The organism is Enterobacter sp. 50793107, from assembly GCF_001463365.1.
In the GTDB taxonomy this organism is placed as follows: domain Bacteria; phylum Pseudomonadota; class Gammaproteobacteria; order Enterobacterales; family Enterobacteriaceae; genus Enterobacter; species Enterobacter cloacae.
In genome coordinates this window covers 135097-161579 of sequence record NZ_LNII01000166.1, presented here as the reverse complement: position 1 = coordinate 161579, position 26483 = coordinate 135097, and the positions used below count along the sequence as shown (strand labels likewise).

The 26483-nt window shown below is 58.1% G+C and carries 28 protein-coding genes; 11 read left to right on the top strand and 17 right to left on the bottom strand.

All coding sequences use genetic code 11. The annotated features are described in order from the left end of the window. The 3 genes from pcoS to APU11_RS24125 form a co-directional block, all read left to right on the top strand. A partial coding sequence (gene pcoS, locus APU11_RS24140) for a copper resistance membrane spanning protein PcoS (protein ID WP_060578733.1) occupies window positions 1-1260 on the top strand: 1260 nt, incomplete at its 5' end. A gap of 217 nt (window positions 1261-1477) precedes the next feature. Next, the gene (gene pcoE, locus APU11_RS24135; RefSeq protein WP_000723069.1) at window positions 1478-1912 is read left to right on the top strand and encodes a copper resistance system metallochaperone PcoE; all 435 of its coding nucleotides are present in this window, start codon (window positions 1478-1480) and stop codon (window positions 1910-1912) included. A 448-nt stretch (window positions 1913-2360) separates the two neighbouring features. Continuing rightward, window positions 2361-3386 carry a TerC/Alx family metal homeostasis membrane protein gene (locus APU11_RS24125; protein ID WP_014833633.1) on the top strand — a complete coding sequence of 342 codons (1026 nt, stop codon included), beginning with the start codon at window positions 2361-2363 and terminating at the stop codon, window positions 3384-3386. A 60-nt stretch (window positions 3387-3446) separates the two neighbouring features. Here the strand turns inward: APU11_RS24125 and APU11_RS24120 are convergent, their stop codons facing one another. From APU11_RS24120 to APU11_RS24110, 3 genes are all read right to left on the bottom strand, one after another. Then, the gene (locus APU11_RS24120) at window positions 3447-4109 is read right to left on the bottom strand and encodes an HAD family hydrolase (protein ID WP_013099181.1); all 663 of its coding nucleotides are present in this window, start codon (window positions 4107-4109) and stop codon (window positions 3447-3449) included. Between the two features lie 106 nt (window positions 4110-4215). Next, complete coding sequence (locus APU11_RS24115) at window positions 4216-5010, bottom strand: SDR family NAD(P)-dependent oxidoreductase (RefSeq protein WP_020687718.1); 795 nt, start codon at window positions 5008-5010, stop codon at window positions 4216-4218. A gap of 32 nt (window positions 5011-5042) precedes the next feature. Continuing rightward, the gene (locus APU11_RS24110) at window positions 5043-5924 is read right to left on the bottom strand and encodes a LysR family transcriptional regulator (protein ID WP_045294878.1); all 882 of its coding nucleotides are present in this window, start codon (window positions 5922-5924) and stop codon (window positions 5043-5045) included. Window positions 5925-6023: 99 nt separating this feature from the next. On the opposite strand from APU11_RS24110, the gene APU11_RS24105 reads away from it, so the two are divergent. The 8 genes from APU11_RS24105 to arnF all read left to right on the top strand — a co-directional run bounded on the left by APU11_RS24105 (window position 6024) and on the right by arnF (window position 14245). After that, a complete protein-coding gene (locus APU11_RS24105; protein WP_029883623.1) occupies window positions 6024-6530 on the top strand; it encodes a phenolic acid decarboxylase in 507 nt (168 codons plus the stop codon). A 324-nt stretch (window positions 6531-6854) separates the two neighbouring features. Continuing rightward, a complete protein-coding gene (arnB, locus tag APU11_RS24100) occupies window positions 6855-7994 on the top strand; it encodes a UDP-4-amino-4-deoxy-L-arabinose aminotransferase (protein ID WP_058650531.1) in 1140 nt (379 codons plus the stop codon). Window position 7995: 1 nt separating this feature from the next. Beyond that, a complete protein-coding gene (gene arnC, locus APU11_RS24095; protein WP_013099176.1) occupies window positions 7996-8979 on the top strand; it encodes an undecaprenyl-phosphate 4-deoxy-4-formamido-L-arabinose transferase in 984 nt (327 codons plus the stop codon). After that, entirely contained in the window at window positions 8976-10958 is a 1983-nt protein-coding gene (gene arnA / locus APU11_RS24090; RefSeq protein WP_013099175.1) for a bifunctional UDP-4-amino-4-deoxy-L-arabinose formyltransferase/UDP-glucuronic acid oxidase ArnA, read from the top strand. Before arnC ends, arnA begins: the two co-directional genes overlap by 4 nt. Then, window positions 10955-11857 (top strand): 4-deoxy-4-formamido-L-arabinose-phosphoundecaprenol deformylase, encoded by a 903-nt coding sequence (gene arnD / locus APU11_RS24085; RefSeq protein ID WP_045294885.1) that lies wholly within the window; start codon window positions 10955-10957, stop codon window positions 11855-11857. Before arnA ends, arnD begins: the two co-directional genes overlap by 4 nt. Continuing rightward, a complete protein-coding gene (arnT, locus tag APU11_RS24080; RefSeq protein ID WP_058650530.1) occupies window positions 11854-13509 on the top strand; it encodes a lipid IV(A) 4-amino-4-deoxy-L-arabinosyltransferase in 1656 nt (551 codons plus the stop codon). Before arnD ends, arnT begins: the two co-directional genes overlap by 4 nt. Continuing rightward, window positions 13506-13844 (top strand): 4-amino-4-deoxy-L-arabinose-phosphoundecaprenol flippase subunit ArnE, encoded by a 339-nt coding sequence (gene arnE, locus APU11_RS24075; RefSeq protein ID WP_013099172.1) that lies wholly within the window; start codon window positions 13506-13508, stop codon window positions 13842-13844. Before arnT ends, arnE begins: the two co-directional genes overlap by 4 nt. Then, complete coding sequence (gene arnF, locus APU11_RS24070; RefSeq protein WP_013099171.1) at window positions 13841-14245, top strand: 4-amino-4-deoxy-L-arabinose-phosphoundecaprenol flippase subunit ArnF; 405 nt, start codon at window positions 13841-13843, stop codon at window positions 14243-14245. Before arnE ends, arnF begins: the two co-directional genes overlap by 4 nt. On the opposite strand, the gene acpT is transcribed toward arnF, so the two are convergent. Genes acpT through APU11_RS24000 form a run of 14 tightly spaced genes read right to left on the bottom strand, consistent with a single transcriptional unit; the run spans window position 14178 to window position 26472 of the window. Beyond that, a complete protein-coding gene (acpT, locus tag APU11_RS24065; protein WP_029883618.1) occupies window positions 14178-14795 on the bottom strand; it encodes a 4'-phosphopantetheinyl transferase AcpT in 618 nt (205 codons plus the stop codon). The genes arnF and acpT overlap by 68 nt on opposite strands. A 2-nt stretch (window positions 14796-14797) precedes the next feature. Beyond that, on the bottom strand, window positions 14798-16027 hold the full coding sequence (locus tag APU11_RS24060; protein ID WP_020687725.1) for a beta-ketoacyl-ACP synthase: 1230 nt from the start codon (window positions 16025-16027) through the stop codon (window positions 14798-14800). Beyond that, window positions 16024-16755, bottom strand: a complete 732-nt coding sequence (locus APU11_RS24055) for a 3-ketoacyl-ACP reductase FabG2 (RefSeq protein ID WP_013099168.1) — start codon at window positions 16753-16755, stop codon at window positions 16024-16026. Before APU11_RS24055 ends, APU11_RS24060 begins: the two co-directional genes overlap by 4 nt. Next, window positions 16752-17225, bottom strand: coding sequence for a 3-hydroxy-fatty acyl-ACP dehydratase (locus APU11_RS24050; protein ID WP_023620062.1), 474 nt, complete (start codon window positions 17223-17225; stop codon window positions 16752-16754). Before APU11_RS24050 ends, APU11_RS24055 begins: the two co-directional genes overlap by 4 nt. After that, a complete protein-coding gene (locus tag APU11_RS24045) occupies window positions 17222-18391 on the bottom strand; it encodes a beta-ketoacyl-[acyl-carrier-protein] synthase family protein (protein WP_058650528.1) in 1170 nt (389 codons plus the stop codon). The genes APU11_RS24050 and APU11_RS24045 overlap by 4 nt, the downstream gene beginning before the upstream one ends. 1 nt (window position 18392) lies before the next feature. Then, a complete protein-coding gene (locus APU11_RS24040) occupies window positions 18393-18974 on the bottom strand; it encodes a DUF3261 domain-containing protein (protein ID WP_023620064.1) in 582 nt (193 codons plus the stop codon). Then, window positions 18971-21292, bottom strand: coding sequence for an MMPL family transporter (locus APU11_RS24035; protein WP_058650527.1), 2322 nt, complete (start codon window positions 21290-21292; stop codon window positions 18971-18973). Before APU11_RS24035 ends, APU11_RS24040 begins: the two co-directional genes overlap by 4 nt. Beyond that, window positions 21261-21866, bottom strand: coding sequence for an outer membrane lipoprotein carrier protein LolA (locus APU11_RS24030; protein WP_058650526.1), 606 nt, complete (start codon window positions 21864-21866; stop codon window positions 21261-21263). Before APU11_RS24030 ends, APU11_RS24035 begins: the two co-directional genes overlap by 32 nt. After that, complete coding sequence (locus APU11_RS24025; protein ID WP_020687732.1) at window positions 21863-22285, bottom strand: thioesterase family protein; 423 nt, start codon at window positions 22283-22285, stop codon at window positions 21863-21865. The genes APU11_RS24030 and APU11_RS24025 overlap by 4 nt, the downstream gene beginning before the upstream one ends. 3 nt (window positions 22286-22288) lie before the next feature. Continuing rightward, complete coding sequence (locus APU11_RS24020) at window positions 22289-23980, bottom strand: glycosyltransferase family 2 protein (RefSeq protein ID WP_058650525.1); 1692 nt, start codon at window positions 23978-23980, stop codon at window positions 22289-22291. After that, entirely contained in the window at window positions 23971-24324 is a 354-nt protein-coding gene (locus APU11_RS24015) for a hydroxymyristoyl-ACP dehydratase (protein ID WP_058650524.1), read from the bottom strand. Before APU11_RS24015 ends, APU11_RS24020 begins: the two co-directional genes overlap by 10 nt. Then, on the bottom strand, window positions 24311-25660 hold the full coding sequence (locus tag APU11_RS24010) for an AMP-binding protein (protein WP_058650523.1): 1350 nt from the start codon (window positions 25658-25660) through the stop codon (window positions 24311-24313). Before APU11_RS24010 ends, APU11_RS24015 begins: the two co-directional genes overlap by 14 nt. After that, window positions 25653-26249: a hypothetical protein gene (locus tag APU11_RS24005; protein ID WP_032618692.1), complete on the bottom strand. Its 597-nt coding sequence runs from the start codon at window positions 26247-26249 to the stop codon at window positions 25653-25655. The genes APU11_RS24010 and APU11_RS24005 overlap by 8 nt, the downstream gene beginning before the upstream one ends. After that, window positions 26221-26472 carry an acyl carrier protein gene (locus tag APU11_RS24000; protein WP_020687737.1) on the bottom strand — a complete coding sequence of 84 codons (252 nt, stop codon included), beginning with the start codon at window positions 26470-26472 and terminating at the stop codon, window positions 26221-26223. Before APU11_RS24000 ends, APU11_RS24005 begins: the two co-directional genes overlap by 29 nt. Window positions 26473-26483 lie beyond the last annotated feature (11 nt).

The following is a 26483-nucleotide window of genomic DNA, read 5'->3' as shown; positions in this document are numbered from 1 at the left end:
GGTAAACTTCAGCTCACCGAAGAGTTTCTTAAAACAGAGACGTTCAGGAACAAAACGGATATTAAGTCATTATCAGAAAAAATAAACGATGCGATGGTGGGGCACAATGGCTTATTCATTTCTATAAAAAACATGGAAAATGAAAAAATTGTTGAACTCTATGCCAAAAATTCTGTTGTTCCAGCGGTCCTGCTTAATAAGTCGGGTGATATTCTCGACTATATGATCCAGACGGAAGAAAATAACACCGTGTACCGCAGTATCTCGCGGCGGGTTGCCGTGACGCCGGAACAGGGTAAAAGCAAACATGTCATCATTACGGTTGCCACGGATACTGGGTATCACACCCTGTTTATGGACAAACTCAGTACCTGGCTGTTCTGGTTCAATATCGGTCTGGTCTTTATTTCTGTTTTTCTGGGCTGGCTGACCACACGTATTGGTCTGAAACCGCTACGGGAAATGACCAGTCTGGCTTCCTCCATGACCGTACACAGCCTGGATCAGCGTCTAAATCCCGATCTGGCTCCGCCGGAAATCTCTGAGACCATGCAGGAGTTCAATAATATGTTTGATCGCCTGGAGGGGGCATTCCGGAAACTGTCAGATTTCTCGTCTGACATCGCGCATGAGCTGCGCACACCAGTCAGTAATCTGATGATGCAGACGCAGTTTGCACTGGCTAAGGAAAGGGATGTTTCGCATTACCGCGAAATTTTATTCGCTAACCTGGAAGAACTGAAAAGGTTGTCACGAATGACCAGTGACATGCTTTTTCTGGCACGTTCAGAGCATGGTCTGCTGCGGCTGGATAAACATGATGTGGATCTGGCAGCCGAACTGAATGAATTACGTGAGTTGTTCGAGCCCCTGGCAGACGAAACAGGAAAGACAATCACGGTTGAAGGAGAGGGCGTTGTTGCCGGAGACAGCGATATGCTCCGACGTGCTTTCAGTAACCTGCTTTCCAATGCAATCAAGTATTCTCCCGATAACACCTGTACAGCGATACACCTTGAGCGTGACAGTGACTGTGTGAACGTGATGATTACGAATACGATGTCCGGCCAGGTTCCCGCTAATCTGGAACGTTTGTTTGACCGGTTCTATCGCGCAGACTCATCAAGGTTCTACAACACGGAAGGCGCGGGGCTGGGATTATCAATTACAAGGTCGATCATTCATGCTCACGGCGGCGAGCTGTCAGCAGAACAGCAGGGGCGTGAAATTGTGTTCAAAGTGCGCCTGTTAATGGATTAATCCCGTTGTTCAGGAGAAACCTGGAAGGTGACAAAATTGTCATCATTCAGTCACGCGATAAACAGAGGCGGTTTTTTATAATTATTCATAAATCAGGAGCAGCGTGATAACACAATCACCTGGTTCCTGGAGTGATGATTAACCCGCCCTGAGATCAACTGCTTTCTCTGTTATAAGCCATTGATTGTTTGGGTATGTAAACACCGGAGACCCAACCATGAAAAAGATTCTCGTATCATTTGTTGCCATTATGGCTGCCGCTTCATCTGCCATGGCTGCAGAGACAATGAACATGCATGACCAGGTAAATAATGCTCAGGCACCTGCCCACCAGATGCAGTCATCTGCTGAAAAAAGTGCAATTCAGGGAGACAGCATGACAATGATGGATATGAGCAGTCACGATCAGGCCGCAATGTCCCATGACATGATGCAAAACAGCAATTCTGCTGCCCACCAGGACATGGCTGAAATGCATAAAAAAATGATGAAAGCTAAACCCGGAGCTACCAACGAAACAGCAAAGTCATTTTCTGAAATGAGCGAGCATGAGAAGGCCGCAGCTGTACATGAGAAGGCGAATAATGGTCAGTCTTCCGTTGTTCACCAGCAGCAGGCTGATAAGCATCGCAGTCAGATCACCCAGAATTAACCCGCAGCTCCACTTGTTAGACCCTCATTTGACGCCGAAGTCACTGGCTTACGCTCCCGTCCGGGAGCGTTTTTTTTTCCCATATATCAAACTTTAACTCTGAAGAGGTGGAAGTATCTGACCAACACTGTCACGTAACGCCAGATAACTACAAAAACACCTTTTTCCTCCTGTAAATTGCAGTTCCTGCAAGAACATCAAGGCATAATGTTGGAACAGCGTGTGATACACACTTAGCATCATGTTTTGTATGTGTTTTTTTTAAAACTTTACAACTTTAAAGTCTTTTTCAGGTTAAAGGATACAACTTTAATGTCTCTACACAGCCGAAAAGAACGTTTAAACTTTTACTTTTCAGAGTGATGTGCCCTGGGCACCACTCTTTTTCTCTGCTGGCATATGCCAGTCTGCATGGTTTTTGTGTTTTGCCTCTACAAAAGGGTTGTGTATGTCTGCTGCTCATCTCGGTTTCCCGACGGAAACCGTTGTTGTCTTTGTGGTGATGGCTGTCGGGGCGATGTTTATCGACCTCTTCATGCACCGTCACGATAAGCCTGTTTCGCTGAAAAGTGCCGCAATGTGGTCCGTTTTCTGGTTCTCGATGGCGATGGCGTTTGCCGGGTTCCTGTATGTTCACCACGGTGCCGAGATGGCGAGCCTGTTCCTCACCGGCTACGCGCTGGAAGAGGTGCTCTCGGTCGATAACCTGTTTGTGATGATGGCGATTTTTGCCTGGTTCGGCGTGCCGGATAAGTACCGTCACCGCGTACTCTACTGGGGTGTGCTGGGGGCGATTGTCTTCCGCGGTATCTTCGTGGCCATTGGGACCAGCCTGCTGAGTCTGGGGCCGTACGTGGAGGTTATTTTCGCGCTGGTCGTTGGCTGGACGGCGGTAATGATGCTCAGGCGTAACGAAGAGAGCGACGAGGTTGAAGATTACTCCGGACACCTGGCCTATCGCCTGGTAAAACGCTTCTATCCTGTCTGGCCGAAAATCAGCAGCCACGCCTTTATTCTGACCCAGAAAGAGGTGGATGCGGAGCTGGAAAAACCAGAAAACCAGGACGTAATGGTTGGGCGCGTCAAAAAAGCGAAACGTTACGCGACGCCATTATTACTTTGCGTGGCGGTCGTGGAGCTGTCTGATGTGATGTTCGCGTTTGACTCCGTACCGGCCATTATCGCCGTCAGCCGCGAGCCGCTGATTATCTACAGCGCCATGATGTTTGCCATCCTCGGCCTGCGTACGCTCTATTTCGTACTGGAAGCGCTGAAGCAGTATCTGGTTCACCTGGAGAAGGCGGTGGTCCTGCTGCTGTTCTTCGTGGCGTTCAAGCTCGGGTTGAATGCAACAGATCACTTCTGGCATCACGGCTACAGCATTGGCGCGACGACCAGTCTGTTCGTGGTATTAGGCGTGCTGGCGCTGGGGATTATTGCGAGCGTGATGTTCCCGGGGAAACGTGAGGCCTGATGCAACGCTCTTCTCCCTCTCCCTGTGGGAGAGGGCCGGGGTGAGGGCACCAGACCGCACCTAACCCTTAATCGGTGAGTTGCGGCGCTTGCGCGGTGGGTGGAAGTGCCGCCAGTGTGGATCCTGCGCTGCGGCCAGCAGTTCGTGGTCGCCACGGGTATCTCCCCAGGCGCGCAGATGGTACTCGTTCAGATTGCCATACACCTTTTCCAGTCTGGCGACTTTCTGGGCGCAGCGGCAGTTGTTGCCGGTAATGCGCCCGGTCAGCTTACCGTCTTTCACTTCCAGTTGTGTGCCAATCAGCTTGATGCCAAGCTTGTCAGCCCACGGCTGGAGCACCAGTGCCGGAGAGGCGGAACAGATGGTCACTTCCGCGCCAGAGTTCACCTCCGCCGCCACCGCCAGCACCCCCTCGGGGCGCATCAGCTTGTTCCAGTATTTTTCGCAAAACGCTTCCGCCTGCTGACGTAACCAGTGTTCATCCACCCCCGTCAGGAACGTTTTGATCAGCACCTCTTTTAGCTCATCACGCGTTAGCTTGCGGCGTACGCAATGGAGCGTCGGCAATGCCATACGCACCAGTCGTCCCGCGAAGTAACGTTTCCCGAAGGCAAAACGCAGGAAAGGGATGAAGCTATCGTGGTGTGTTAACGTTCCATCAAAGTCGAAGACAGAGAGCACGTTAGATTTGGCCACGGTCTCGTCGGCAATCATATTGGTCATAAATACGTCTTAGCTGAAATACACATTCTGCTCGTTAGTTTACCTGCTTTGGCGCCACAGTCCTTAAACCTCACGCTTTTTTTCTCATTCTTGCGGCCTGAGCCACTCAGATAATGTCATCCACCACGCCACCGTCGACGCGCAACGCCGCGCCAGACGTGGCGGAGGCCTGCGCTGAGCAGACATAGACCACCATATTGGCGACCTCTTCAACCGTGGCCGCTCGCTGGATCACCGAGCTGGGGCGGTTGGCCATCACAAACTCTTTTGCCAGCTGTTCCAGCGACTTACCGGTCTTCTCGATCTCGTCTTTCATCATCTCTGCGAATCCATCAGACATCGTCGGCCCCGGCAATACGCTGTTGACCGTCACGCCGCTACCCGCCACGAACTTCGCCAGTCCGCGTGCCAGCGAGAGCTGTGCCGTTTTGGTCACGCCGTAGTGGATCATGTCCGCCGGGATATTGCAGGCCGACTCGGAGGAGATAAATACCACGCGGCCCCAGCCTTTCTTCACCATGCCGGGAAGCAGCGCGCGGGAGAGACGCACGCCGGACATTACGTTGGTCTGCCAGTAACGTTCCCAGGTGTCATCGTCGGTGGCATAGAAATCCTGCGGCCCGTAAATCCCGGCATTGTTGACCAGAATGTCCACGTTATTCGCCACCTTCAGCAGCGACTCGACCCCTTCCGGCGTGCTGAGATCGGCTATCGCGGCACGCACCTGCACGCCCGGCACCACCTGCTGCAGCTGCTGAATACCTTTATTCACCGACTCGGTACTGCGGCCATTGACGATCACTTCCGCACCGCTTTCTGCCAGCCCTCTGGCAATGGCGAAGCCAATTCCACCCGTTGAGGCGGTGACCAGCGCCACTTTCCCCGTAAAGTCGATTTTCATCATCTGCTCCTTATCGTTTTAACGTTCGGACCTTAAAGCGTAGCAGGTGACGATGACGGCTCCTGGCTAAAAAGGCGCAATAGCGTCTCAACCTGTTCGTCCAGCGGGCTAAGCGAGCGCTTCACAATCAGGTGCAGCGGCGTGGCTCGCCGCACGCCATGGCTGAGCGGCAGCATCTTCAGTACCCCTTGTTCCAGCTGAGTCTGAATGCGCTCCTCCGGCAGCCAGCCGTAACCCACCTGCGACATCACCGCCTCAATGGCCGCGTCAATGGTGGAAAAGGTCCACGAGCCACTGGCGGAGTGCGCCGCGGTCTGGTTGTCCGCAATTTTAATCAGCGGCCACGGGCGGAGCATGTCGTCGTTCAGCGGCGCGTCGAGCTGAAAGAGCGGATGCTGATGATGGGCCACGGCAACAAAGTCGATATTCATCAGCCATTCGCCAAGCCCGGTCATATCCTGGCGGCGGGTTAAGACCATTACATCGGCTTCATCATTGATGGCATCGGCGCGGGTATTTTCCAGCACTTCGGTGAGACGGACCTGAGTCTGCGGATACTGCTGCTGGAACTGACGCAGGATGGCGAACAGACGACGGCGGGGAAAGATATTGTCCACCACCAGATCCAGCCGCGTGCGCATTCCGTTACGCAGGGTAAGCGCACGTGTCTCAACGTACGCGAAGGCTTTCAGCAGCGGTTTGACCTGGTTGAGCAGCAGTTCCCCGGCAGGGGTCAACACCGCCCGACGGCCTTCCTGCACCAGAAGCGCCACCCCCAGCCGTTCCTGCAGTAGCGCCAGGTTATAGCTGACGGAAGACTGGCTGCGGTGCGTCTCTTCCGCGGCTCTGGCAAAACTGCCCGCATCCACCACCTTCTCCAGCAAGGACCATTGTTCGAGCGTCGTCTTGTGCATAATCAATCTAAAATTTGGATGAATTTGATTCAAACATAGCGTTATTCATTCATTTTTTGAAGGGGTAGGATCGTCTCATCAAAACAAAGGAGACATTATATGAGCACCTTCGACAAACACGACTTAAGCGGCTTCATCGGCAAACATCTGGTTTATACCTACGATAATGGCTGGAACTACGAGATTTATATTAAAAATGAAAATACCATCGACTACCGTATTCACAGCGGCCTGGTGGGAAATCGTTGGGTAAAAGATCAGCAGGTATATGTTGTTCGCGTAGGTGAGAGTATTTATAAAATTTCCTGGACTGAACCCACCGGCACCGACGTTAGCCTGATCGTGAACCTTGGGGACAAACTGTTCCATGGCACTATCTTCTTCCCGCGTTGGGTCATGAACAACCCGGAAAAAACCGTCTGCTTCCAGAACGATCACATTCCACTGATGAACAGCTATCGCGATGCAGGTCCGGCCTATCCAACAGAAGTGATTGATGAATTTGCCACCATTACCTTCGTGCGCGACTGTGGGGCTAACGATGACAGCGTAATTGCGTGTGCGGCCAGTGAATTGCCCGCTGACTTCCCAAATAATTTAAAATAAGCGCGACAATTAACTAAAAAGAAAAGTTCCCGGTTATTTCTGTTTTTAAAGAAATAACCGGGATTTTTTTTGTTTGTTGAGCTTTGGTTTAAACGTTACATTTTGAAAAAATTGAGTGCTGTCACAAAATAAATAATTCATAATTTTATAACTTTATGTTTTTAAAGATATTTATATTCATTTGAAAACATTTTAATTCCCTCTCTTAATTTTTCCCTAAGAAATGAGCGCTACCTTGATATGAGTTTATGAACCGTTGAAATAAACGGTCCGCTAATTGGTTAATATCAAAAGCATGCCATTCTTATTGCAAGGAAATTAATGATGAGTGATTTTTTGCCTTTTTCCCGCCCCTCAATGGGTAATGAGGAAATCGCGGCGTTGCAGGAGGTATTAACCTCTGGCTGGATCACGACCGGGCCGAAAAATCAGGCGCTTGAAGAGGCATTTTGTCAGCTGACCGGGAATCACCACGCCATTGCCGTCAGTTCGGCAACGGCCGGGATGCACGTCACCCTGATGGCGCTGGGTATTGGCCCTGGCGATGACGTCATCACCCCCTCCCTGACCTGGGTCTCCACGCTGAATATGATCGTTCTGCTGGGGGCAAACCCGGTGATGATCGATGTGGACAAAGATACCCTGATGGTCACCCCGGACGCGGTAGACGCCGCGATTACGCCGCGTACCAAAGCGATTATCCCGGTGCATTACGCCGGTGCGCCGTGTGATATCGATGCTATCCGCGCGGTGGGGGAACGTCACGGTATTCCGGTGATCGAAGACGCGGCACACGCCGCGGGCACGTACTACAAAGACCGTCACGTGGGCTGGCAGGGCACGGCAATTTTCTCCTTCCACGCCATTAAAAACATGACCTGCGCCGAGGGCGGTCTGGTGGTGACGGATGACGAACAGCTGGCACAAAAAATCCGCAGCCTGAAATTCCACGGTCTGGGCGTCGATGCCTATGACCGCCAGACCCACGGCCGCGCGCCGCAGGCCGAAGTGATCGCGCCCGGCTTTAAATACAACCTCGCGGATATCAACGCCGCGCTGGCGCTGGTGCAGTTGGGCAAACTGAAACAGGCCAATAAACGCCGTCAGGACATCGCCGAACGCTACCTGCGCGAGCTGGCCGACACGCCGTTCCAGCCGCTCACTATTCCATCATGGCCGCATGTGCACGCCTGGCACCTGTTTATTATTCGCGTGGATGAAGCCCGTTGCGGGATCTCCCGCGATAACCTGATGGCGGCCCTGAAGGAGAAGGGCATCGGCACTGGCCTGCATTTCCGCGCGGCACACACCCAAAAATACTACCGCGAGCGTTTTCCTGATGTATCGCTCCCGCATTCTGAATGGAACAGCGCGCGTATTTGTTCTCTCCCACTTTTCCCGGACATGACTCATGACGACACAACCCGCGTCATTACCGCGCTCCATCAGCTTGCAGGACATTGATATGTTCAGTGCGCCGCCTGTACAAAAAGTTTCTGTGGTGATCCCCGTTTATAACGAGCAGGAGAGCCTGCCCGAACTGATCCGCCGCACCACCGCCGCCTGCGAGACGCTGGGCAAAGCCTACGAAATCCTGCTGGTGGATGACGGCAGCAGCGATAACTCCGCCCTGATGTTGACCGAGGCTGCGCAGGCCGAAGGCAGCCATATCGTCGCGGTGCTGCTTAACCGCAACTATGGCCAGCACTCGGCCATTATGGCCGGGTTCAGCCACGTGACGGGGGATTTGGTCATCACGCTGGATGCCGATCTGCAAAACCCGCCGGAGGAGATCCCCCGGCTGGTCGCCAAAGCCGACGAAGGGTACGACGTGGTGGGTACGGTACGGCAGAATCGTCAGGATAGCCTGTTCCGCAAGCTGGCTTCCCGCACCATCAACCGCCTGATCCAGCGCACCACCGGCAAAGCGATGGGCGATTACGGCTGCATGCTGCGCGCCTATCGCCGCCATATTGTCGACGCCATGCTGCACTGCCATGAACGCAGCACCTTCATTCCGATTCTGGCGAATACCTTTGCCCGTAAGGCGACGGAGATCCCGGTGCTGCACGCCGAGCGTGAGCACGGGGAGTCGAAGTACAGCTTTATGCGTCTTATCAACCTGATGTACGACCTCATCACCTGCCTGACCACCACGCCGCTGCGCCTGCTGAGCGTCTTTGGCAGCATTATCGCGCTGGCCGGGTTCACGCTTTCCGTTTTGCTGGTCGTCCTGCGTCTGGTCTTTGGCCCCCAGTGGGCGGCGGAAGGGGTGTTCATGCTCTTTGCCGTGCTGTTCATGTTCATCGGCGCCCAGTTTGTCGGGATGGGCCTGCTCGGTGAGTACATTGGCCGTATCTATAACGATGTTCGCGCACGTCCGCGCTACTTTATTCAACGTGTTGTCCGCCAGGAACACAAAGTCTCTCAAGAGGAAAAACACCCATGAAAGCTGTTGTCTTTGCCTATCACGATATGGGGTGCGCGGGCCTGCTTGCCCTGCTTGAAGCGGGTTATGATATCGCTGCCATCTTCACGCATCCGGACGCCGCAGGCGAGAATAACTTCTTTGGCTCCGTGGCGCGTATCGCCGCCGAGCGCGGCATTCCGGTCTACGCGCCGGACGATATCAACCACCCGCTGTGGGTGGATCGCATTCGCGACACCGCCCCGGATGTCATCTTCTCGTTCTACTACCGCAACCTGATTTGCGACGATATTTTACGTCTGGCGACGAAAGGGGCATTTAACCTTCACGGCTCATTGCTGCCCGCCTACCGTGGCCGCGCGCCGCTGAACTGGGTGCTGGTGAATGGCGAAACTGAAACCGGCGTGACCCTGCACCGCATGGTGCACCGCGCGGATGCGGGCGCCATCATCGCGCAGCAGCGTGTTGCCATTGATGCGGATGAGACGGCGCTGCAGCTTCATCAGAAACTCTGCTCGGTGGCACAAAGCCTGCTGCGCGATGCACTGCCGACCATCCTGAACGGCACCTTCAGCGAGACCGCTCAGGACGAGAGCAAGGCGAGTTGTTTTGGCCGCCGCACGCCGGAAGACGGCCGTCTGGACTGGAACAAGCCCGCCCGCCAGTTGCACAACCTGGTGCGCGCAGTGACCGACCCCTGGCCGGGGGCGTATAGCTTTGCCGGCGTCAGCAAATTCATCGTCTGGAAATCCCGCGTGCGCGACGATGTCCCGGCCGCGAAACCGGGCACCATCGTCTCTGTCTCTCCGCTGATTGTCAGCTGCGGCGAGCAGGCGCTGGAGATCGTGACCGGTCAGACCGACAACGGCGTTTATGTGCAGGGCGCGCAACTGGCGCAGTCTCTGGGGCTGGTTCCCGGCGCCTTGATCACCAGCGCCCCGGTGGTGGCAATTAAGCGCCGCACCCGCGTGCTGATCCTCGGCGTAAACGGTTTTATTGGTAACCACCTGACCGAGCGTCTGCTGAAAGACGATAACTACGAAATTTATGGCCTCGACATTGGCTCCGATGCCATCAGCCGTTTCCTTGACTGCCCGCGCTTCCATTTCGTGGAAGGGGATATCAGCATCCACTCCGAGTGGATCGAGTACCACATCAAAAAATGCGACGTGGTGCTGCCACTGGTCGCCATTGCCACGCCGATTGAGTACACCCGCAACCCGCTGCGTGTGTTCGAGCTGGACTTTGAAGAGAACCTGAAGATTATCCGCGACTGCGTGAAATACGATAAGCGCATCATCTTCCCGTCCACCTCCGAAGTGTACGGCATGTGTACCGATAAAAACTTCGATGAAGATACCTCTAACCTGGTGGTCGGGCCGATCAACAAGCAGCGCTGGATTTACTCCGTCTCTAAACAGCTGCTGGACCGCGTGATTTGGGCCTACGGCGAGAAAGAAGGGCTGCGCTTTACCCTGTTCCGGCCATTCAACTGGATGGGGCCACGTCTGGATAACCTGAACGCGGCGCGCATTGGTAGCTCCCGCGCCATTACCCAGCTGATCCTGAACCTGGTGGAAGGCTCGCCCATTAAGCTCATTGAAGGCGGTAAACAAAAACGCTGCTTCACCGATATCAGCGACGGCATCGAAGCCCTGTTCCGCATCATTGAAAACAAGGATGGCCGCTGCAACGGGGAGATCATCAACATCGGCAACCCGGATAACGAAGCGAGCATTCGTGAACTGGCCGAAATGCTGCTGGCAAGCTTTGAGCGCCATCCGCTGCGTAACCAGTTCCCGCCGTTTGCAGGATTCCGCGAAGTGGAAAGCAGCAGCTACTATGGCAAAGGCTACCAGGACGTTGAGCACCGCAAGCCGAGCATTCGCAATGCGAAGCGCTGCCTGAACTGGACGCCAACGGTGAAGATGGAGCAGACCATTGATGAGACGCTCGATTTCTTCCTGCGCACCGTGGAGCTGTCGGAACAGGCCTCATGAAAAAAGTCGGTTTACGCATTGATGTCGATACCTTCAGGGGAACGCGTGACGGCGTTCCCGCACTGCTGAGGCTGCTGAGCAAGCACGATGTGCGTGCCAGCATCTTCTTCAGCGTGGGGCCAGACAATATGGGACGTCATTTATGGCGTCTGGTTAAACCGGCATTTCTGTTCAAAATGCTGCGCTCGCGCGCAGCATCGCTCTACGGCTGGGATATTTTGCTGGCCGGTACCGCATGGCCCGGCAGGCGTATCGGCGCGGGTAACGAAGCCATCATCCGTGAAGCGGCGCAGCACCATGAGGTCGGCCTGCATGCCTGGGATCACCATGCCTGGCAGGCCTGGGCGGGCGTCTGGGACATTCCTCGCCTGGCCCGGGAAATCGAGCGTGGTCTGCGGGAGCTGGAGGCCATTATCGGGCAGTCGGTGCGCTGCTCCGCCGTGGCCGGATGGCGTGCGGATCAACGCGTCGTGAAAGCCAAAGAGCCGTTCGCGTTTCGCTACAACAGCGATTGCCGGGGCAGCGGACCATTTTTACCGCAGCTCGGTGAAAACCGCGTTGGCACGGTGCAAATCCCGGTCACACTGCCCACCTGGGATGAAGTGGTGGGGCGCGAGGTGACCGCCGACGGCTTCAACCGCTACATTCTGGACTGTATACATCGCGACACCGGCACGCCGGTCTACACCATCCACGCCGAGGTGGAAGGGATTGCGTATCAGCATGATTTCGATGCGCTGTTGACGCTGGCGGCGCAGGAGGGGATTCAGTTCTGCCCGTTGATCGACCTGCTGCCAGACGATCTCAGTACGCTGCCCGTCGGCAAAATTGTGCGAAGTGAAATGGCTGGCCGGGAAGGCTGGCTTGGCTATCAACAAACCGTGAGTCCGGTACCATGAAAGTCGCCCGTTATGGCTTAGGGCTTTTCGCCCTGTTTATTGTTTACTATCTCATTCCGGTTGATATCCGTCTGTTATGGCAGCCTGATGAAACGCGCTATGCGGAAATCAGCCGTGAAATGCTCGCCTCCGGCAACTGGATTGTGCCGCATTTTCTGGGGCTGCGTTACTTTGAAAAGCCGATTGCGGGCTACTGGGTCAACAGCCTCGGGCAACTGCTGTTTGGCCATACAAACTTTGCCGTGCGCGCCGGGGCCATCTTTTCCACCGGCCTGACGGCGCTACTGGTTATCTGGATGGCCTGGCAACTCTGGCGCGATAAACGCGTTGCCCTGTTCTCCGGCCTTATCTTCCTGACGCTGTTTCTGGTCTATGGCATTGGCACCTATGCCGTGCTCGACCCCATCATCTCCCTGTGGCTGGCGGCGGCGATGTGCAGTTTCTGGCTGGCCTCGCAGGCGCAGACCCTGGCTGGCAAAGCGGGGGGCTACATCGTGCTGGGGCTGGCCTGCGGCATGGGGGTGATGACCAAAGGCTTTCTCGCTCTGGCGGTGCCGGTCCTTGGCGTCCTGCCGTGGGTGATTGTCCAAAAGCGCTGGAAAGAGGTGCTGATTTTTGGCGGGCTTGCGATCCTGAGCTGCGTGCTTATTGTCCTGCCCTGGGGGCTGGCGATTGCCCAGCGTGAACCCGATTTCTGGCGCTACTTCTTCTGGGTTGAACACATTCAGCGTTTTGCCCAGAGCGACGCCCAGCACAAAGCCCCGTTCTGGTATTACCTGCCATTCCTGGTCGCGGGCAGTTTGCCGTGGCTGGCGCTGTTGCCCGGTGCGCTGCGTCTGGGCTGGCGTGAAAAACATCCGGCAGGCGGCGGGCTTTATCTGCTTGGTTGGGTGGTGATGCCGCTTTTATTCTTCAGCATTGCCAAAGGCAAGCTGCCTACCTACATCCTGCCGTGTTTTGCCCCGCTGGCGATCCTGATGGCGCGCTATGCCTGCCTCGCTGCGGAAAAGGGGGCCAGCGTGTTACGCATCAATGCCGGGATCAACCTGGCGTTCGGTACCCTCGGTGTCATCGCGGCGTTAGTCGTGTCGCCGTGGGGGCTGGCTAAGCACCCGGTCTGGACATCGGTCGAGCTGTTTAAAGTCTTCTGCGCGGTGGTGGCCTTCCTCGTCTGGGCCGTGGTGGGCTGGTTTAGCTTCAGACGGAGCCAGCAGCGCTGGTGGCTGGCGGCGCTGTGCCCTGCCGGGCTGGCGTTGCTGATTGGTTTTGCTATTCCCAACCTGGTGGTGGACTCCAAACAGCCACAGTCGCTGGTGGATACAGTGCGCGACCCGCTCCAGCAGAGCCGGTTCGTGCTGGCCGATAACGTCGGCGTGGCGGCAGGGCTGGCGTGGGAGCTTAAACGTAATGACATCATCATGTTTGGTCAGAGCGGTGAGCTGCGTTACGGGCTGGATTATCCGGACGTGAAAGACCGCTTTATCACTAAAGATGACTTTGCGCAGTGGCTGGCGAGGCATCGCCAGCAGGGAAGCGTGTCGCTGGTGATCCTGCTGTCGAAGAACGACGATCTGAACCGGGATAACCTGCCAAAGCCGGACTACCTGTATATCCAGGGGCGGCTGGCTTACCTGCAGTATCTGCCGCAATGATGACCTGGCTTTGGCTGGTGCTGGCAAGCCTGCTGACCTGCGCGGGACAGCTCTGTCAGAAACAAGCGACCCGTCCGGCGAAAACCGGGCGGCGTGGCGCGCATATTGTGCTCTGGCTGGGGCTCGCCTTGCTGGCGCTGGGCTGCGGCATGCTGGTCTGGCTGGTGGTATTGCAGCGTCTTCCCGTCGGGGTCGCCTATCCCATGCTGAGCCTTAATTTTGTCTGGGTGACGCTGGCAGCGAAGGGGCTCTGGCATGAGAAGGTGGCCCGACATCACTGGCTGGGCGTAGGGTTGATTATGATCGGGATTGTTCTGCTGGGAGGAAGCCTGTGAAAGGGGCGTGCTGGGCGTTATGCAGCGTGGCGTTAGTCAGTGCCGCGCAGTTGCTGCTGCGCAGCGCCATGCAGGCGCTTCCGCCCGTCGGCGAGGCGCTGGCATTTTTCAGGGCTCTCTGGCATTTTTCGTCCGGTACCGGCGCGCTGCTGCTGGGGCTGATGGGCTATGTGGCCTCTATGGGCTGCTGGTATCTGGCGCTGCATCGCATGGCGCTCAGCAAAGCGTACGCCTTGCTGAGCCTCAGTTATATTCTGGTGTGGGGCGCGGCGATCCTGCTGCCCGGCTGGGGCGAGTCGTTCTCGTGGCAGGGGCTGGCGGGTGTCGGGTTGATTATGCTGGGCGTGCTGGTGATATTCCTGCCCCGGACATCTCGTGGTGAAAAATCGCCCCGGGGGTAAGGGTGAACGGAGTGGGCGTGCAGACGGCGAGACTCAGCGAGCCAAACTGAAGCTGGCTGACCGAGTGGGCCTCAGAGGTACTGTCGATGCTGACAATCTGCCAGGCGCTGCCGCCTCGTTGCTTCACAATCGCCTCTTTACGCGTCCAGATCCCCCAGAAAGCGGGGAGCTTCGCCTCCTGCGCTTCGCGTTCCAGCTCTGCATGTTCCGCCACGCTGAAAACCGCGTTCGCCAGTGCCTGCCAGTTTTCACGCGGGCGTATCACTTCGATATCGCAGCCTACTTCACCTTCATCGCTCACCAGCAGGGCAATGTCGTCCCCGCTGTGGCTCAGGTTAAACCAGAGCCGATGATCTTTCGCAAAGGCGGGTTTCCCCTGTTCACCGTACACAATGTCGGGCAGCGGAGACGGGGACAATGTCCGGGCGAGCAGCGTCCTGCCTGCCAGCCAGGAACGGTTTCGCGCACCCTGAGGTGCCATATCTGCGAGCGTTGACGCCAGCGGGTCCGCGCAAAGAGTGGAGATTTTTCCCAGTATAAACTGGTACATAGTTACGCCCAGCGTTTGATAATGATTGAGGTATTGATGCCGCCAAACGCGAAGTTATTGCTTTGCAGATACTCGCAGTCAATCTGACGGGCTTCCCCCATAATATAATCTAAAGCACCACATTGCTCATCCGGTTGTCTTAAATTGAGCGTCGGGGCAAACCAGCCTTCACGCATCATCTGCACGCTCATCCATGCTTCCAGCGCACCGCAGGCACCTAACGTATGGCCAAAATAGCTCTTCAGCGAGGAGAGGGGGACCCTGTCGCCAAAGATGGCCGCAGTGGCCTGGCTTTCGGCGATATCACCCCGATCGGTGGCGGTGCCGTGGGCGGAAATATACCCGATGTCCGTGGCGCCTAAACCGGCCATTGCCAGCGATTGCTCCATGCAAATCTGCATGGTTTCACGCTGCGGCTGGGTGATATGCGCCGCATCGCAGTTGGTGGCAAAGCCCACGATTTCGCCGTAGATGGTCGCCCCGCGCGCTTTGGCATGTTCCAGCTCTTCCAGAATCAGTGTGCCTGCCCCTTCGCCGATGACCAGACCATCGCGCGCGGTATCGAAGGGCGACGGCGTGGTTTTCGGCGCGTCGTTGCGCTGGCTGGTGGCGAACAGCGTATCAAATACCGCCGCCTCCGAAGGACAAAGCTCCTCGGCGCCCCCGGCGACCATAACGGTCTGATAACCATGGCGAATGGCTTCCCAGGCGTAACCAATCGCCTGACTGCCGGAGGTACAGGCACTCGACGTGGGAATGACGCGCCCCCGCAGACCAAAGAACAGGCCGGTATTGACCGCGGTGGTGTGCGGCATCATCTGCACATAGGTGGTGCCGGTGATGTTATTGGTGTGTTTTTCCATCAGCATGGAGGCAAAGTCGCTTACCGGGCCCGTGCTGCCCGTGGACGACCCATAGGCGATGCCGGTTTGCCCCTGCGTCAGTACCGGGTCATCGATCAGGCCCGCCTGCTCAAGCGCCAGTTCGGTGGCGCGGGTGGAGAGCAGCGACACGCGGCCCATGGCACGAATGCGCTTGCGGGTATAGTGTGCCGGAAGGGTGAAATCCTCGATGGGGGCGGCCAGCAGCGTTTGCAGACCGGCATACTCTTGCCACTCCGTCATGGTGCGCACGGCGTTTTCGTAGCCGAGCAGCCGCTGTGAAATGGTCGGCCAGTCCTCGCCAAAGGCGGTCACGCCTCCCATTCCCGTAATCACCACCCGACGCGTCATAACATCCCCCCGTTGATCGAGATCACCTGGCGTGTCACATAGCCTGCCCGGTCTGACATCAGATAACTCGCCAGACCGGCCACCTCGTCCGCCTGACCCATGCGCTGCATCGGGATCATGGACATGGCCTCTTTCAGCGCGGCCTCTTCCATCTCGATCATGCCGGTATCAATCAGCCCGGGTGCGATGCAGTTGACGGTAATTTTGCGTTTTGCCAGTTCAATGGCCAGCGCTTTGGTGGCGCCGATAATACCGGCCTTGGCGGCACTGTAGTTCACCTGTCCGCGGTTGCCCATCACGCCTGACACGGACGACAGGGTGATAATCCGTCCACCCTTGCGGGTTGCGATCATCGGCATGATGCAGGGATGAATAACGTTATAAAAACTGTCGAGGTTGGTGTGGATGACGCTGTCCCAGTCCTCGTCGCTGAGCGCCGGAAACGCGCCATCGCGGGTTATCCCAGCATTGCTGACCACGCCATACCATGCGCCAAAGGTGCTGATTTCCTGTTCCAGAACCTCGCGGCACTGCTCGCGGTTGCCCACGTCAAAGGTCAGTAAACGACCCGTTCCGCCAGCCTGAACAATGGCCTCCAGCGTCTCATGCGCGCCATCAGCATCGCGATGGTAATGCACGCCTACGGTGAAACCGTCAGCGGCAAGCTGACAGGCGATGGCGCGGCCAATGCCTTTGCTGGCGCCGGTGACCAGTACGGAACGTGTCATGATGAAGCTCCCTGAGAGAAAAGTGAGGTTAATTCGTCCTCGCTGGGCTGGAACGTATTCACGCGGCCCGTGGCAAGGGGGGCGTTATCCGTCTGGATTGTGCATTCAAAGCTGCCAAAGCGTTCGTCCTGCATAAGGCGCTCAATGGTAATGGTTAATGTAGTGCCTGCAGCAAAGCGGCCCGTGCTGCACACCAGCTCGCGCGCGCCCAGCACCATGCCCAGCGGGCTGTGGGGCAGGCCTTTTTGCAGACGGTGCCATTCAGACCAGACGCCCACGGTCTGGGCCATCAGTTCCAGCGCAAACCAGCCCGGCAGATCGCCGTCAACGTTCAGGAACGGCGCAAGCACACCGTGCCCGTCGACCGTGACGCTGCACACCGCGCTGCTGTCGGTGACACGCTCAACGCGCTCCAGCAGCATCATCGGTGCGTCGTGGGGCAGGTAGTCGGCGGGGGATAAATAACTCATGACACTCTCCCCAGCAGAAGGCTGGCGTTGTTACCGCCAAAGGCGAATGAGTTCGATAAAATCACCGGTTTTGTCAGCGGCGCATGCTGATGCAGCAGGCCGCAGGGCGGCAGCGTGTCGTCCGGCGCGTAGCGGGAAAAATCCTGCGGCGGCAGCGGCAGGTCACGGGTCAGGATCAGCCAGCTTAATGCGGCTTCAGTGATCCCGGCCGCGCCAAGCGTATGGCCGGTGAGGTGTTTGGTGGAGCTGCACGGTACCCGGTCGCCAAAGAGGGCGTTAATCACGTGCGCCTCAATCCGATCGTTGAGGGGAGTGGCGGTGCCGTGCAAATTAATATAGCCCACGTCATCTGCCGTCATGCCTGCCTCCTTCAGCGCCTGGGTAATGGCGCGAATGGCGCCTTCTCCCTCGGGATGTGGGGCAGAGATATGGTACGCATCGCTCGATTCACCCGCCCCCAGCAGCGCAACCTGATCCGGTTCGCGGGTCAGCACCATGAGGGCCGCCGCTTCACCGATGGTGATCCCCCGGCGGTCTCGGCCAAACGGTTCGCACTGCGTGGGCGAGAGCGATTCAAGGCTGTTAAAACCATTGACCGGCATACGGCTTAAGCTGTCTGCCCCGCCTACAAGGGCGACGTCAACCAGTCCGGCCTCAATCAGACGCTGTCCGCTGATGATCGCCCGGGCGCTGGAGGAGCAGGCAGTCGAAATGGTATACGCCGGGCCATCCAGCTGCAGCCAGCTGGCGAGGAAGCGGGAGGGATCGCCCAGCTCCTGCTGCGGGTACTGCCATTGTGGGCTGCGTTCGCCGTTCAGGGAGAGGCGCACGTACTCATCGCCTTCATCCAGCCCTGAGGTGCTGGTGCCCATCACCACCGCCACGCGGTCGCGGCCCACGCGGGCGATGGCTGCCTCAACGGCAGGCTGAATCTGTGCCAGCGCCGCCAGCAACAGCTGATTATTACGGCTGCGGTGTGCTGCCAGGCTATCCGGTATCGGCGGCAGTTCACCCTCAACGCCACCCAGCATGGCATCAGGTAATCCTTGCAGCCATCCGGCGCGATGACGCATACCCGGCGCAACCCCGGCGTTCAGGTTGGCCGCGATCTCATCGGCCGAGTTGCCCAGCGCGTTGACCATGCCAACAGCGGAAATGTAAATCATCTCAGTCACCCAGATATTGAATGGTGATGTGGTATTTAAAGACGTGCTGCGCAATGCTGATCGGCTCGCGCTTACCGTTGCGTTGCAGGTAGACAATCTCGGTGACCAGCTTGCCGTCAGGGTTACGCAATTCGCGTCGGGTGCCAGTATCCTTTAGCGTCCATCCCTTCGGCAACTGCGGCTGCCAGGCGCTGAGCGGCCAGTGGCTGAGCATCACATCTGCCAGCACCTGGCTGGCGGGCGGTAGCTGGGGCATAACGACCGACTGCTCGGTATGGATCCCGGTGTTGTCATAGGTCGCGAGAAACAGGCGGATCCCCACCGACGAGAGCCCGGCAAGCGTCACTTTTTGCCCGTCAGCGTTCAGCAGAACCAGCAGCGACTGAGTCTGACCGTTAAACCGGCCGGTCAGCAGCTGCTGAGAACGGATGGCTGGCGTAATGCCCGGCGGTGGCAGCGTCACCTGCGTGCCCGGCTGAAGCCAGGCCAGCGGGCGAGTTTCTTCAGTATCGGTCGAATGGCTGCAGCCTGCCAGCAGCAGCGTCGCAGCCAGCGCGGCGGCGCGGTAAAAAGCGTTCATCATGGTTTTCTCTCGTTCCTGGCCGGCATCGCCAGCGGGGCCAGCAGGAAGGCGGTGAAAATACCGCTTACCAGCACAATTCCAAAGCTGCTGATGGCCTGCGTCGCGCTGAACACCAGCATGCCCAGCGTCAGCAGCGTGGTCATCATCGCCAGGGTGATAGCCAGCATCGACGTCAGCGGCGTGCCGCGTGGGTTGCTGAAAAACAGCGTGTAGTTGATGCCAATGCCGAGCACCAGCACCAGCGCCAGCAGTGAAAACAGATTGACGGAATGCCCGGCGACGGCCAGCGCCGCCAGCCCACAACTGAGCGACAGTACCGACGGCACCAGGCTGATAAGCCCCTGACGCCAGCCAAGTCGGATTATGGCGCCGCAGGCAATCGCCGCCAGCGCTACGCACAGTAGCCCCGTCAGCAGGGTGCGGTAGAGGGCAAACAGGCTGTCAAAACTGGCCTTACGATCGATCCAGACGACCCCTTCATGCTGTGCCGCCCGTTCACTTAGCGCCGTACTGTTTTTGACGCCGTCCACCGGGACGAGCACGCCGCTTTCGCCACCCGGCAGGGTCAGCCAGAGCAGACGCCAGCCTTCGCTGGCCGGGCTGGCAAGCCAGGCGTCCACGCTGACAGGCATTGGCGTCAGATCCGGTGAGACGGTGTTCAGTCCGGCGCTGTGCAGCACGTTCATTACCACAGGCGCAGCGTGGTGCAGTAGCGCCAGATCGCTTTTTTGACGCTTCATGGAGTTCAGCGGCAGGGTTCGCCAGCTTGCCAGTTCACCCGCTTTTTGCGCCTGCGCCAGCGCAGGGGTAAAGGCCTCCAGCCGCTCCAGCGTCTGCTGGGCTGACGTGCCGTAAACCACAAACCATTTCTGATCGACGCGCTGGCCGGTCAGGGCGGTAATGGTCTTCTCCTGCGCCAGAATCGTTTTCGGCAGCGCCTGCAGCTGGGCGATATCGTCGTCCACCTTCAGGGTGGCAATACCTGCGGCGGAAAGGAGTGCCAGCGTGACGGGCAGGCCAACCGCGAGTGTTTTATTACGTCGCCAGGCGGTCAGCCAGCGCGACATCGCTCTGCTGGCCGGAACCGGGCGTACCGGCAATCCACGGCACAGCCAGGGGTGCCAGAATATCACCGTCAGGCACGAGGCGCTCAGCCCCACGGCGGCAAACAGCGCCATCTGGCGGATCCCGGGGAAGGGGGCCAGCATCATAATCAGGTACGCCACGACGGTCGTCAGAAGCGCCAGCAGCAGGGCATTACGCACTTTATCCAGACTTTGCCACGGCGAGTTTTCGCCACCGTGCACCAGCCGTTCGGTCAGGTAGTAGAGGGTGTAATCGGCCGAAATACCGATGATGCTCATGCTCATCACCAGCGTCATCAGATGCAGCTCGCCAAAGAACAGCAGGGTGGCGACCGTGCCCGCCAGCGCGCCGATGGCAATGGAGATCGCGCACAGCAGCAGCGGACGCAGGGAGCGGAATGTCGCCACAATCAGCAGGAGTACGCCCAGAAGTGTGGCGACACCCAGCGTGGAGATATCCCGTTTGGCCTGCTGGCTGGCGTAATCGCTGTAAAACACCGTGCCGCGAGACAGCAGTTGCGCCTGTGGGTAATGCGTTTTCAGCGTCGCCTGCAGCGCGTTCAGGGTGGTCACCAGCCGGTGGGTTTGCTGCATATCAAAAGAGGAACCGGCCAGCTCGCCGTGCAGCAGATACCAGTAGTTTCCGGCGTCATCCTGCGTCACCAGCCAGCCGTCCATCAGCCGCAGCTTCTGGCCGTTTTGCGCCAGCGCGAGCTGCGCGCCGCGCATCAGCATTAGCGGATCGTTTTGCAGCTCCTTGCCGCTCACGCCGGAAAAGGCCGAGTAAAGCTGAGATAAAACCCACTGCGCCTGCGCTTCACCGCCGTTTTGCAGGCGGGCGCGGGTGGCGGGGTCAATCATCCCGTTGCGGTGCTGCCAGAAAAACTCGCCCCAGGCTTGTTGCCCGGCGGGGTCAATGGGCCCTTTGACCTCGCTCAGCGCTCCGCTGCGTTGCAGCAGCGTCAGCCACTGCTGCGCCACGCGCGGATCGGGTTTTTTGCCGGGGCTGACCAGCCAGACCAGCTGACGGTCGAGCCGCTGCATAAAGCCGTCGTTGAGCGCCGGTGAGATCGCCCCCAGCGTCTGTGTCGGTAACATGGCCAGCACGCTGCTGTTCAGGCGCGCGCCGGGCAGCAGCGACACCAGCAGGCCCAGCATAATCAGGCATCCCGCGGCCCAAAGCAGCGCCGGGCGCAGCGATTTACGGTGCGGCAAAGCGTTGGCGTTCGTCATCGGTCAGGCTGGCGGGTGTCAGTCGGTGACTGGAGAGGGTGATATCCGTACGGTCGCCCTGTTTGTCGTTAAGACGAATAGACTCCAGAAAGGTCGCACCGCCCAAATCGAGGGTGGTGAAAATGGTGTTCAGCGGCGTCGTGGTGGGCGTGAGCACCAGCGACCAGCGGCCCTCTCCCAGGTCTTGAAAATCGATGCGGAAATTCTCTTCCAGCACCTTGCGGTCGGCCTGGAACAACGCCCGCAGCAGGTGGTTGAACTGGAACATCTGCGGATTATTGTCGGCGGTAATGGTCTGCGGCGGCTGGCCGTTGATGGTCTGCACCATCCGTTTGTCATCCAGCAGCAGCGTCATGGGGAACGGGGCTTTTTGATCCCACAGCAGGCCGCTGTCACGGGCGATCACCATCTCGCCCTGCGAACGCAGCGGCTGCGGCATATCTTTAATCGTACGAACCTGCTCGAAGTGGGCGCGCACCACGGGCTGTTGCGTAAACCGCTGCTGCAGTTCATCCAGCGTCACGGCGCTGACCAGCGGGCTAAACAACAGTGCCAGCAAAGGCAACCATTTCATGGCGTGACTCCCATACGTTCAAACAAGATCCCCGGGCTGACAAAGCACATTTCGCGGGTGGCTGCGTCGACCGCCACCTGGATGGTGTAACCGGTGGTGGTGCGTTTACCGGTCTGCGCGTCGAAGATTTGATAGGCAATGCGCAGACGGTTTTCATACTCTTCAATCTGCGCCCGGACCCGGATGCGTTGTTCAAAGGTCACCGCATCGCGGTATTTCACCCGCGTATCGACCACCGGCCAGACATAGCCGGAGGCTTTCATCTGGCGATAGCCGTAGTCGAACTGATTGAGCAGCGCTTCGCGGGCTATTTCAAAGTAGCGGAAATAGTTGCCGTGCCAGACCACGCCCATCATGTCGACGTCGTGGAACGGGACGGTGATTTCAACTTCCGTCGTAAAGCGGGGATCGGTCAGCACCCTTTACTCCTTCTCGCTGATTTCGGGCAACTGCCAGAAATCGAAAAAATTAAACCAGTCGAGCGGTGACAGCAGGGCGTAATGTTCCAGCCGCTGCGCGTAGCGATCGACGGTATGTTGCAGCGCCTGCTGACGTTCACCGCGCGGCAGCAGCAGCGGGTCGGCGAACGGTTCGCAGTGCAGGGTCAGCGTCCCCTGCTGGCTGAGGGCAAAAATCAGCACCACCGGACAGCGCAGAATGGAGGCCAGGATAAACGGCCCCTGCGGGAACGGCGCGTGCTGACCCATAAACGCGCTCCAGATCACGCGCCAGCTGCCGCCGCGCTGCGGCGTGACGGCGATACGATCGCCCACGATGGCCACCCATTCGCCGCGATCCAGCTTTTCTTTGATCAGGATAGCGGTCTCCGGGCCGATGTCAGTGACGGGCATCAGGTGAATGCCCGCCTGCGGAGCCATCTCTTCCATAATCTGCTTAAAGCGTTGGGCGTTATCGCTAAAGACCAGGGCGTTGATGGTTTTCCCCCCTTCACGCTGTGCCAGCGCCCGGCAGGCTTCCACGTCGCCAAGATGCGAGGCCAGCAGCAGTTTACCCTGTGGATCGTCCAGCCCCAGCGCCTCGCGGGCACCCGGTGCAAACACCAGATCGCGATGCAGCTTCATCTCGCCGCGCCAGCTGGCCACCTTGTTCAGCATGGCATGACCAAAACGCAGGAAGTGAAAAAAGCTGTTCAGCCGGGGGGGCGGTGGGATCTGTCGCTGTGCCATGACCTCTTTAACCCGCCTCAGCCATTGCCGCGACGCCTGACGCGCCGAACGGGCGGTAAGCCAGTAAACGGCGGTGACCGGCCACAGCAGGAGGGTGAAGGCCTTGCGCCCAAGCAGTTGCCAGACGCGTAACATCAGGCGCATTCCCCATAGCCCTTTGACCTCCTGCTGTTGCGCCCAGTGCTGCGGGCGACGGCGCATCAGCAGGGAAGGGATGCGCGGCAGCATCCCCAGGAACAGACGGGTATGCATCAGCGAGATGCGTACGTTGTCTTTTAGCGCATCGAAGTGGGATACACCGTCTGCCGGGTAGGTGACGCGGGTGGGCAGAAAATAGCTGGGCGTGCCCTGCCAGTAGAGGCGGACCATCACTTCAGTATCAAAGTCCATGCGCTTGCCGAGCGGGGTACGTGCGGCAAGCTGCATCACCGGCGTGATCGGATAGACCCGAAAGCCGCACATGCTGTCTTTAAGCTGCAGGGACAACGTTTCAATCCAGACCCAGACGTGCGTTATCCAGCGTCCGTAAAGGCGCGAACGGGGTATGGAGTCATCGTAAACGGGCTGACCGGAAATCAGCGCCTCGGGGTGACGTTGCGCCAGCGCCAGAAAGCGGGGGAGATCTTCAATGGCGTGCTGGCCGTCGGCATCCACCTGGATTGCATGAGTGAAGCCGCGCTCTGCGCAGGCTTTCAGCCCCGCCATTACCGCCGCGCCTTTGCCGCTGTTTTTCGCCAGACGCAGCAGCGTAACCTGCGGATGCTGCTCCGCTAAGTGTGCCAGGGTGTGGCGCGTGCTCTCTTCGCTACCATCGTCAACCACCAGGCACGGGAGGTCAAACGGTGCCAGACGTGCGAGCACCGCGGCCATCATCGCACCGTGGTTGTAGCAGGGGATCAACACGCAGGGGCGGAACGTTACTGACATAGGCGAATCTTCCCGCTGCTGGCGGTATGGCGTTCACTGCCCGCATGGCGCTGGTAGCTGAAGCTGAGCATCTGACGGGCAAGGTGCCAGTCAAGGATCAGCGTCACCGTGTTGTCCGGCAACAGCGGGGCCGCAAACTTCACATTCTGAATGCTGTGAAAACGGTAGCCTGGTGCCATCAGGGTGGTAGCGTAATGCATCACCCAGTCGAGTTGTGCAACGCCAGGGAGCAGGGGCTGGACAGCAAAATGTCCCTTAAACCAGAGCAGGTCAGGATCAAGATAAAGCGTTATCTCCAGATGCTCCGGATGAGTCTGGTGGCGATCGATTTCATGAATCTTCATGAAATAACTCCTGTAGCTGTGCAGTCACACGCTTGTTCATACTGTTGACCGGGATTTCATCGACAATGCGCCAGTAGCGGGGCACGGCAACCGGTTCAAGGCAGGGGCGAAGGGCGCGACGCCACGTGGATTCCTGGGCATTTTTACCCCCGTTGTCTCTGTGCAAGCGCGCCGCGTCACTGAGCACCAGCAGCACGCCAATGGCCTGACGCCCACGGCGAGTGACCGCCAGCGCGGCGGCGTCGCAGATGCCGTCCAGCGCCAGTAACCGCTGCTCAATCTCATCGAGCGAAATGCGTTTATCTTCAATTTTGACTACCCGGCCACGGCGTCCGACGATGTTGAACTGCCCGTCAGCCGCGAAATGCAGGATATCATCCAGCACGACTCCTTCAGCCTCGCGGATCAGTGGCGACATCACCCGATCGCCGTGGAACGTTACGCCGGGAAACGGCTGCCAGAGCGTTGTCTCATCCAGACGGTGACGCCAGGCCATAACGCCCGTTTCGGTGCTGCCGTAAATTTCATCAGGCCAGACGTTCAGCCAGTCATGACAAGGGATGATGTCGCGCCAGGGCAGTTCGCCCCCGGCTGAGATCAGCAGGGCAACCGGAGGCGGCACAAGCGAGGTGTCGAGCCGCTTGAGGAATGCCGGGCTGCTGATAAAGAGGTACCGTTTGTCCTGCGGCAGCGCTGACAGCTGTTCTGCGTACTGCAGCAGGGAGGCATGCAGCGGCAGGCCAAGCGCCATGGGTAAGACAACACGGAACGTCAGGCCATACAGATGATGCAACACCACGGAGGCCACGACGTGACAGCCTGTCAGCCGTTCGCCAAACCGATCGGCGAGCAGACGGGCTTCCCGATCCAGGCCGATCACCGGCTTAATCACCCGCTGCGGCGTGCCGGTGGAGCCAGAGGTAAAGAGCTCGATAACGCGCGTCTCGTCAATGGCAGGCAAGGGGGAAAAGGGGGTGTTTGTCGGCGCAGTGGCGGTGACCAACCGCAGTCGCCCTGAAAACGCGAGCGTGGTGTCGCTCAGAACGCCGCTGAACATGGCCCGCTGTTCGTTAAGCTGCGCCCCCCGGCTGTGCCCGGGGAGCACGGGGGTTTTACCCGCATGAAGCGCCGCCAGCAGGGCGACGATAAAAAGATAACCGTTTTCAAAACAGAGCGCCCAGCGCTCGCCCTCTTCCTGACGCAGCGCGTCGACCAGCTGCGTTACATCGTGGCGCAGATCGCCCAGCGTCCAGATACGATTGTCAAGCCAGGCGACAGGCGTCTCATCAGGACGCGGGGCATTTAGCCACTGGCTCAGAGGAAGCGGTTTATCCATCGTTTTTGATTACCCGTTGTCGCACCAGCCATTCACCCGCCATTAACGTTCCCATCAGGATGTAGGAAAGCATCCCGTTCCACAGCGTCCACAGGCGCAGGTCGGCGTACAGCACGGTAAACAGCGCGACTGCGCCATTGCCGATAAAAAAGCCGCACCAGACTTTCGTCACTTTACGCGTGTAACGAACCCCGGCAGGAGACAGCTGGGGCTCCCGTATCCGCGCCAGCCGTTCCACCATCGGCATGGATGTCCACAGCGAGCCCCCAAAGACCACCAGCATCACCAGATTAACGACCACCGGATAAAACAGCACCCACAGGTGAGCGTGGAAAAGGCTCGCCACGCACAGCACTGCTCCGGCCAGCGTCACGCTCAGGAAAACGTAGCGCAAGGGGCCGCGCTGCTGGCGCGTCTGCCAGACACGCAGCAGCAACACCAGCGCCATCAGGGGCAATATCCATTGCAAATGGTGACTTGCAAGGCCATAGCCAATCAAAAACGGCCAGGCCAGCAGCATCAGGCCTGTCAGTATCGGGATGAGCGGAATGGCAGGCACGTCAGGCGTCGCGCTGGAGTTGTTCCACAACGTCGACGATGTCCTGAACGGTACGCACCGCTTTGAAGGTTTCAGGCTTAATTTTATGCCCCGTCTTCTTCTGCAGGTTAACCACCATATCTACGGCATCAATGCTGTCGAGATCCAGGTCTTCGTAAAGCCGGGCCTGCGGCGTAATGAGCTCAGGGTCGAGTTCAAAAAGTTTAATAAGAAGCGCAGAGACTTCCTGATAAAGGGTTTCTTGTTCTGTCATAGCGGGTCATT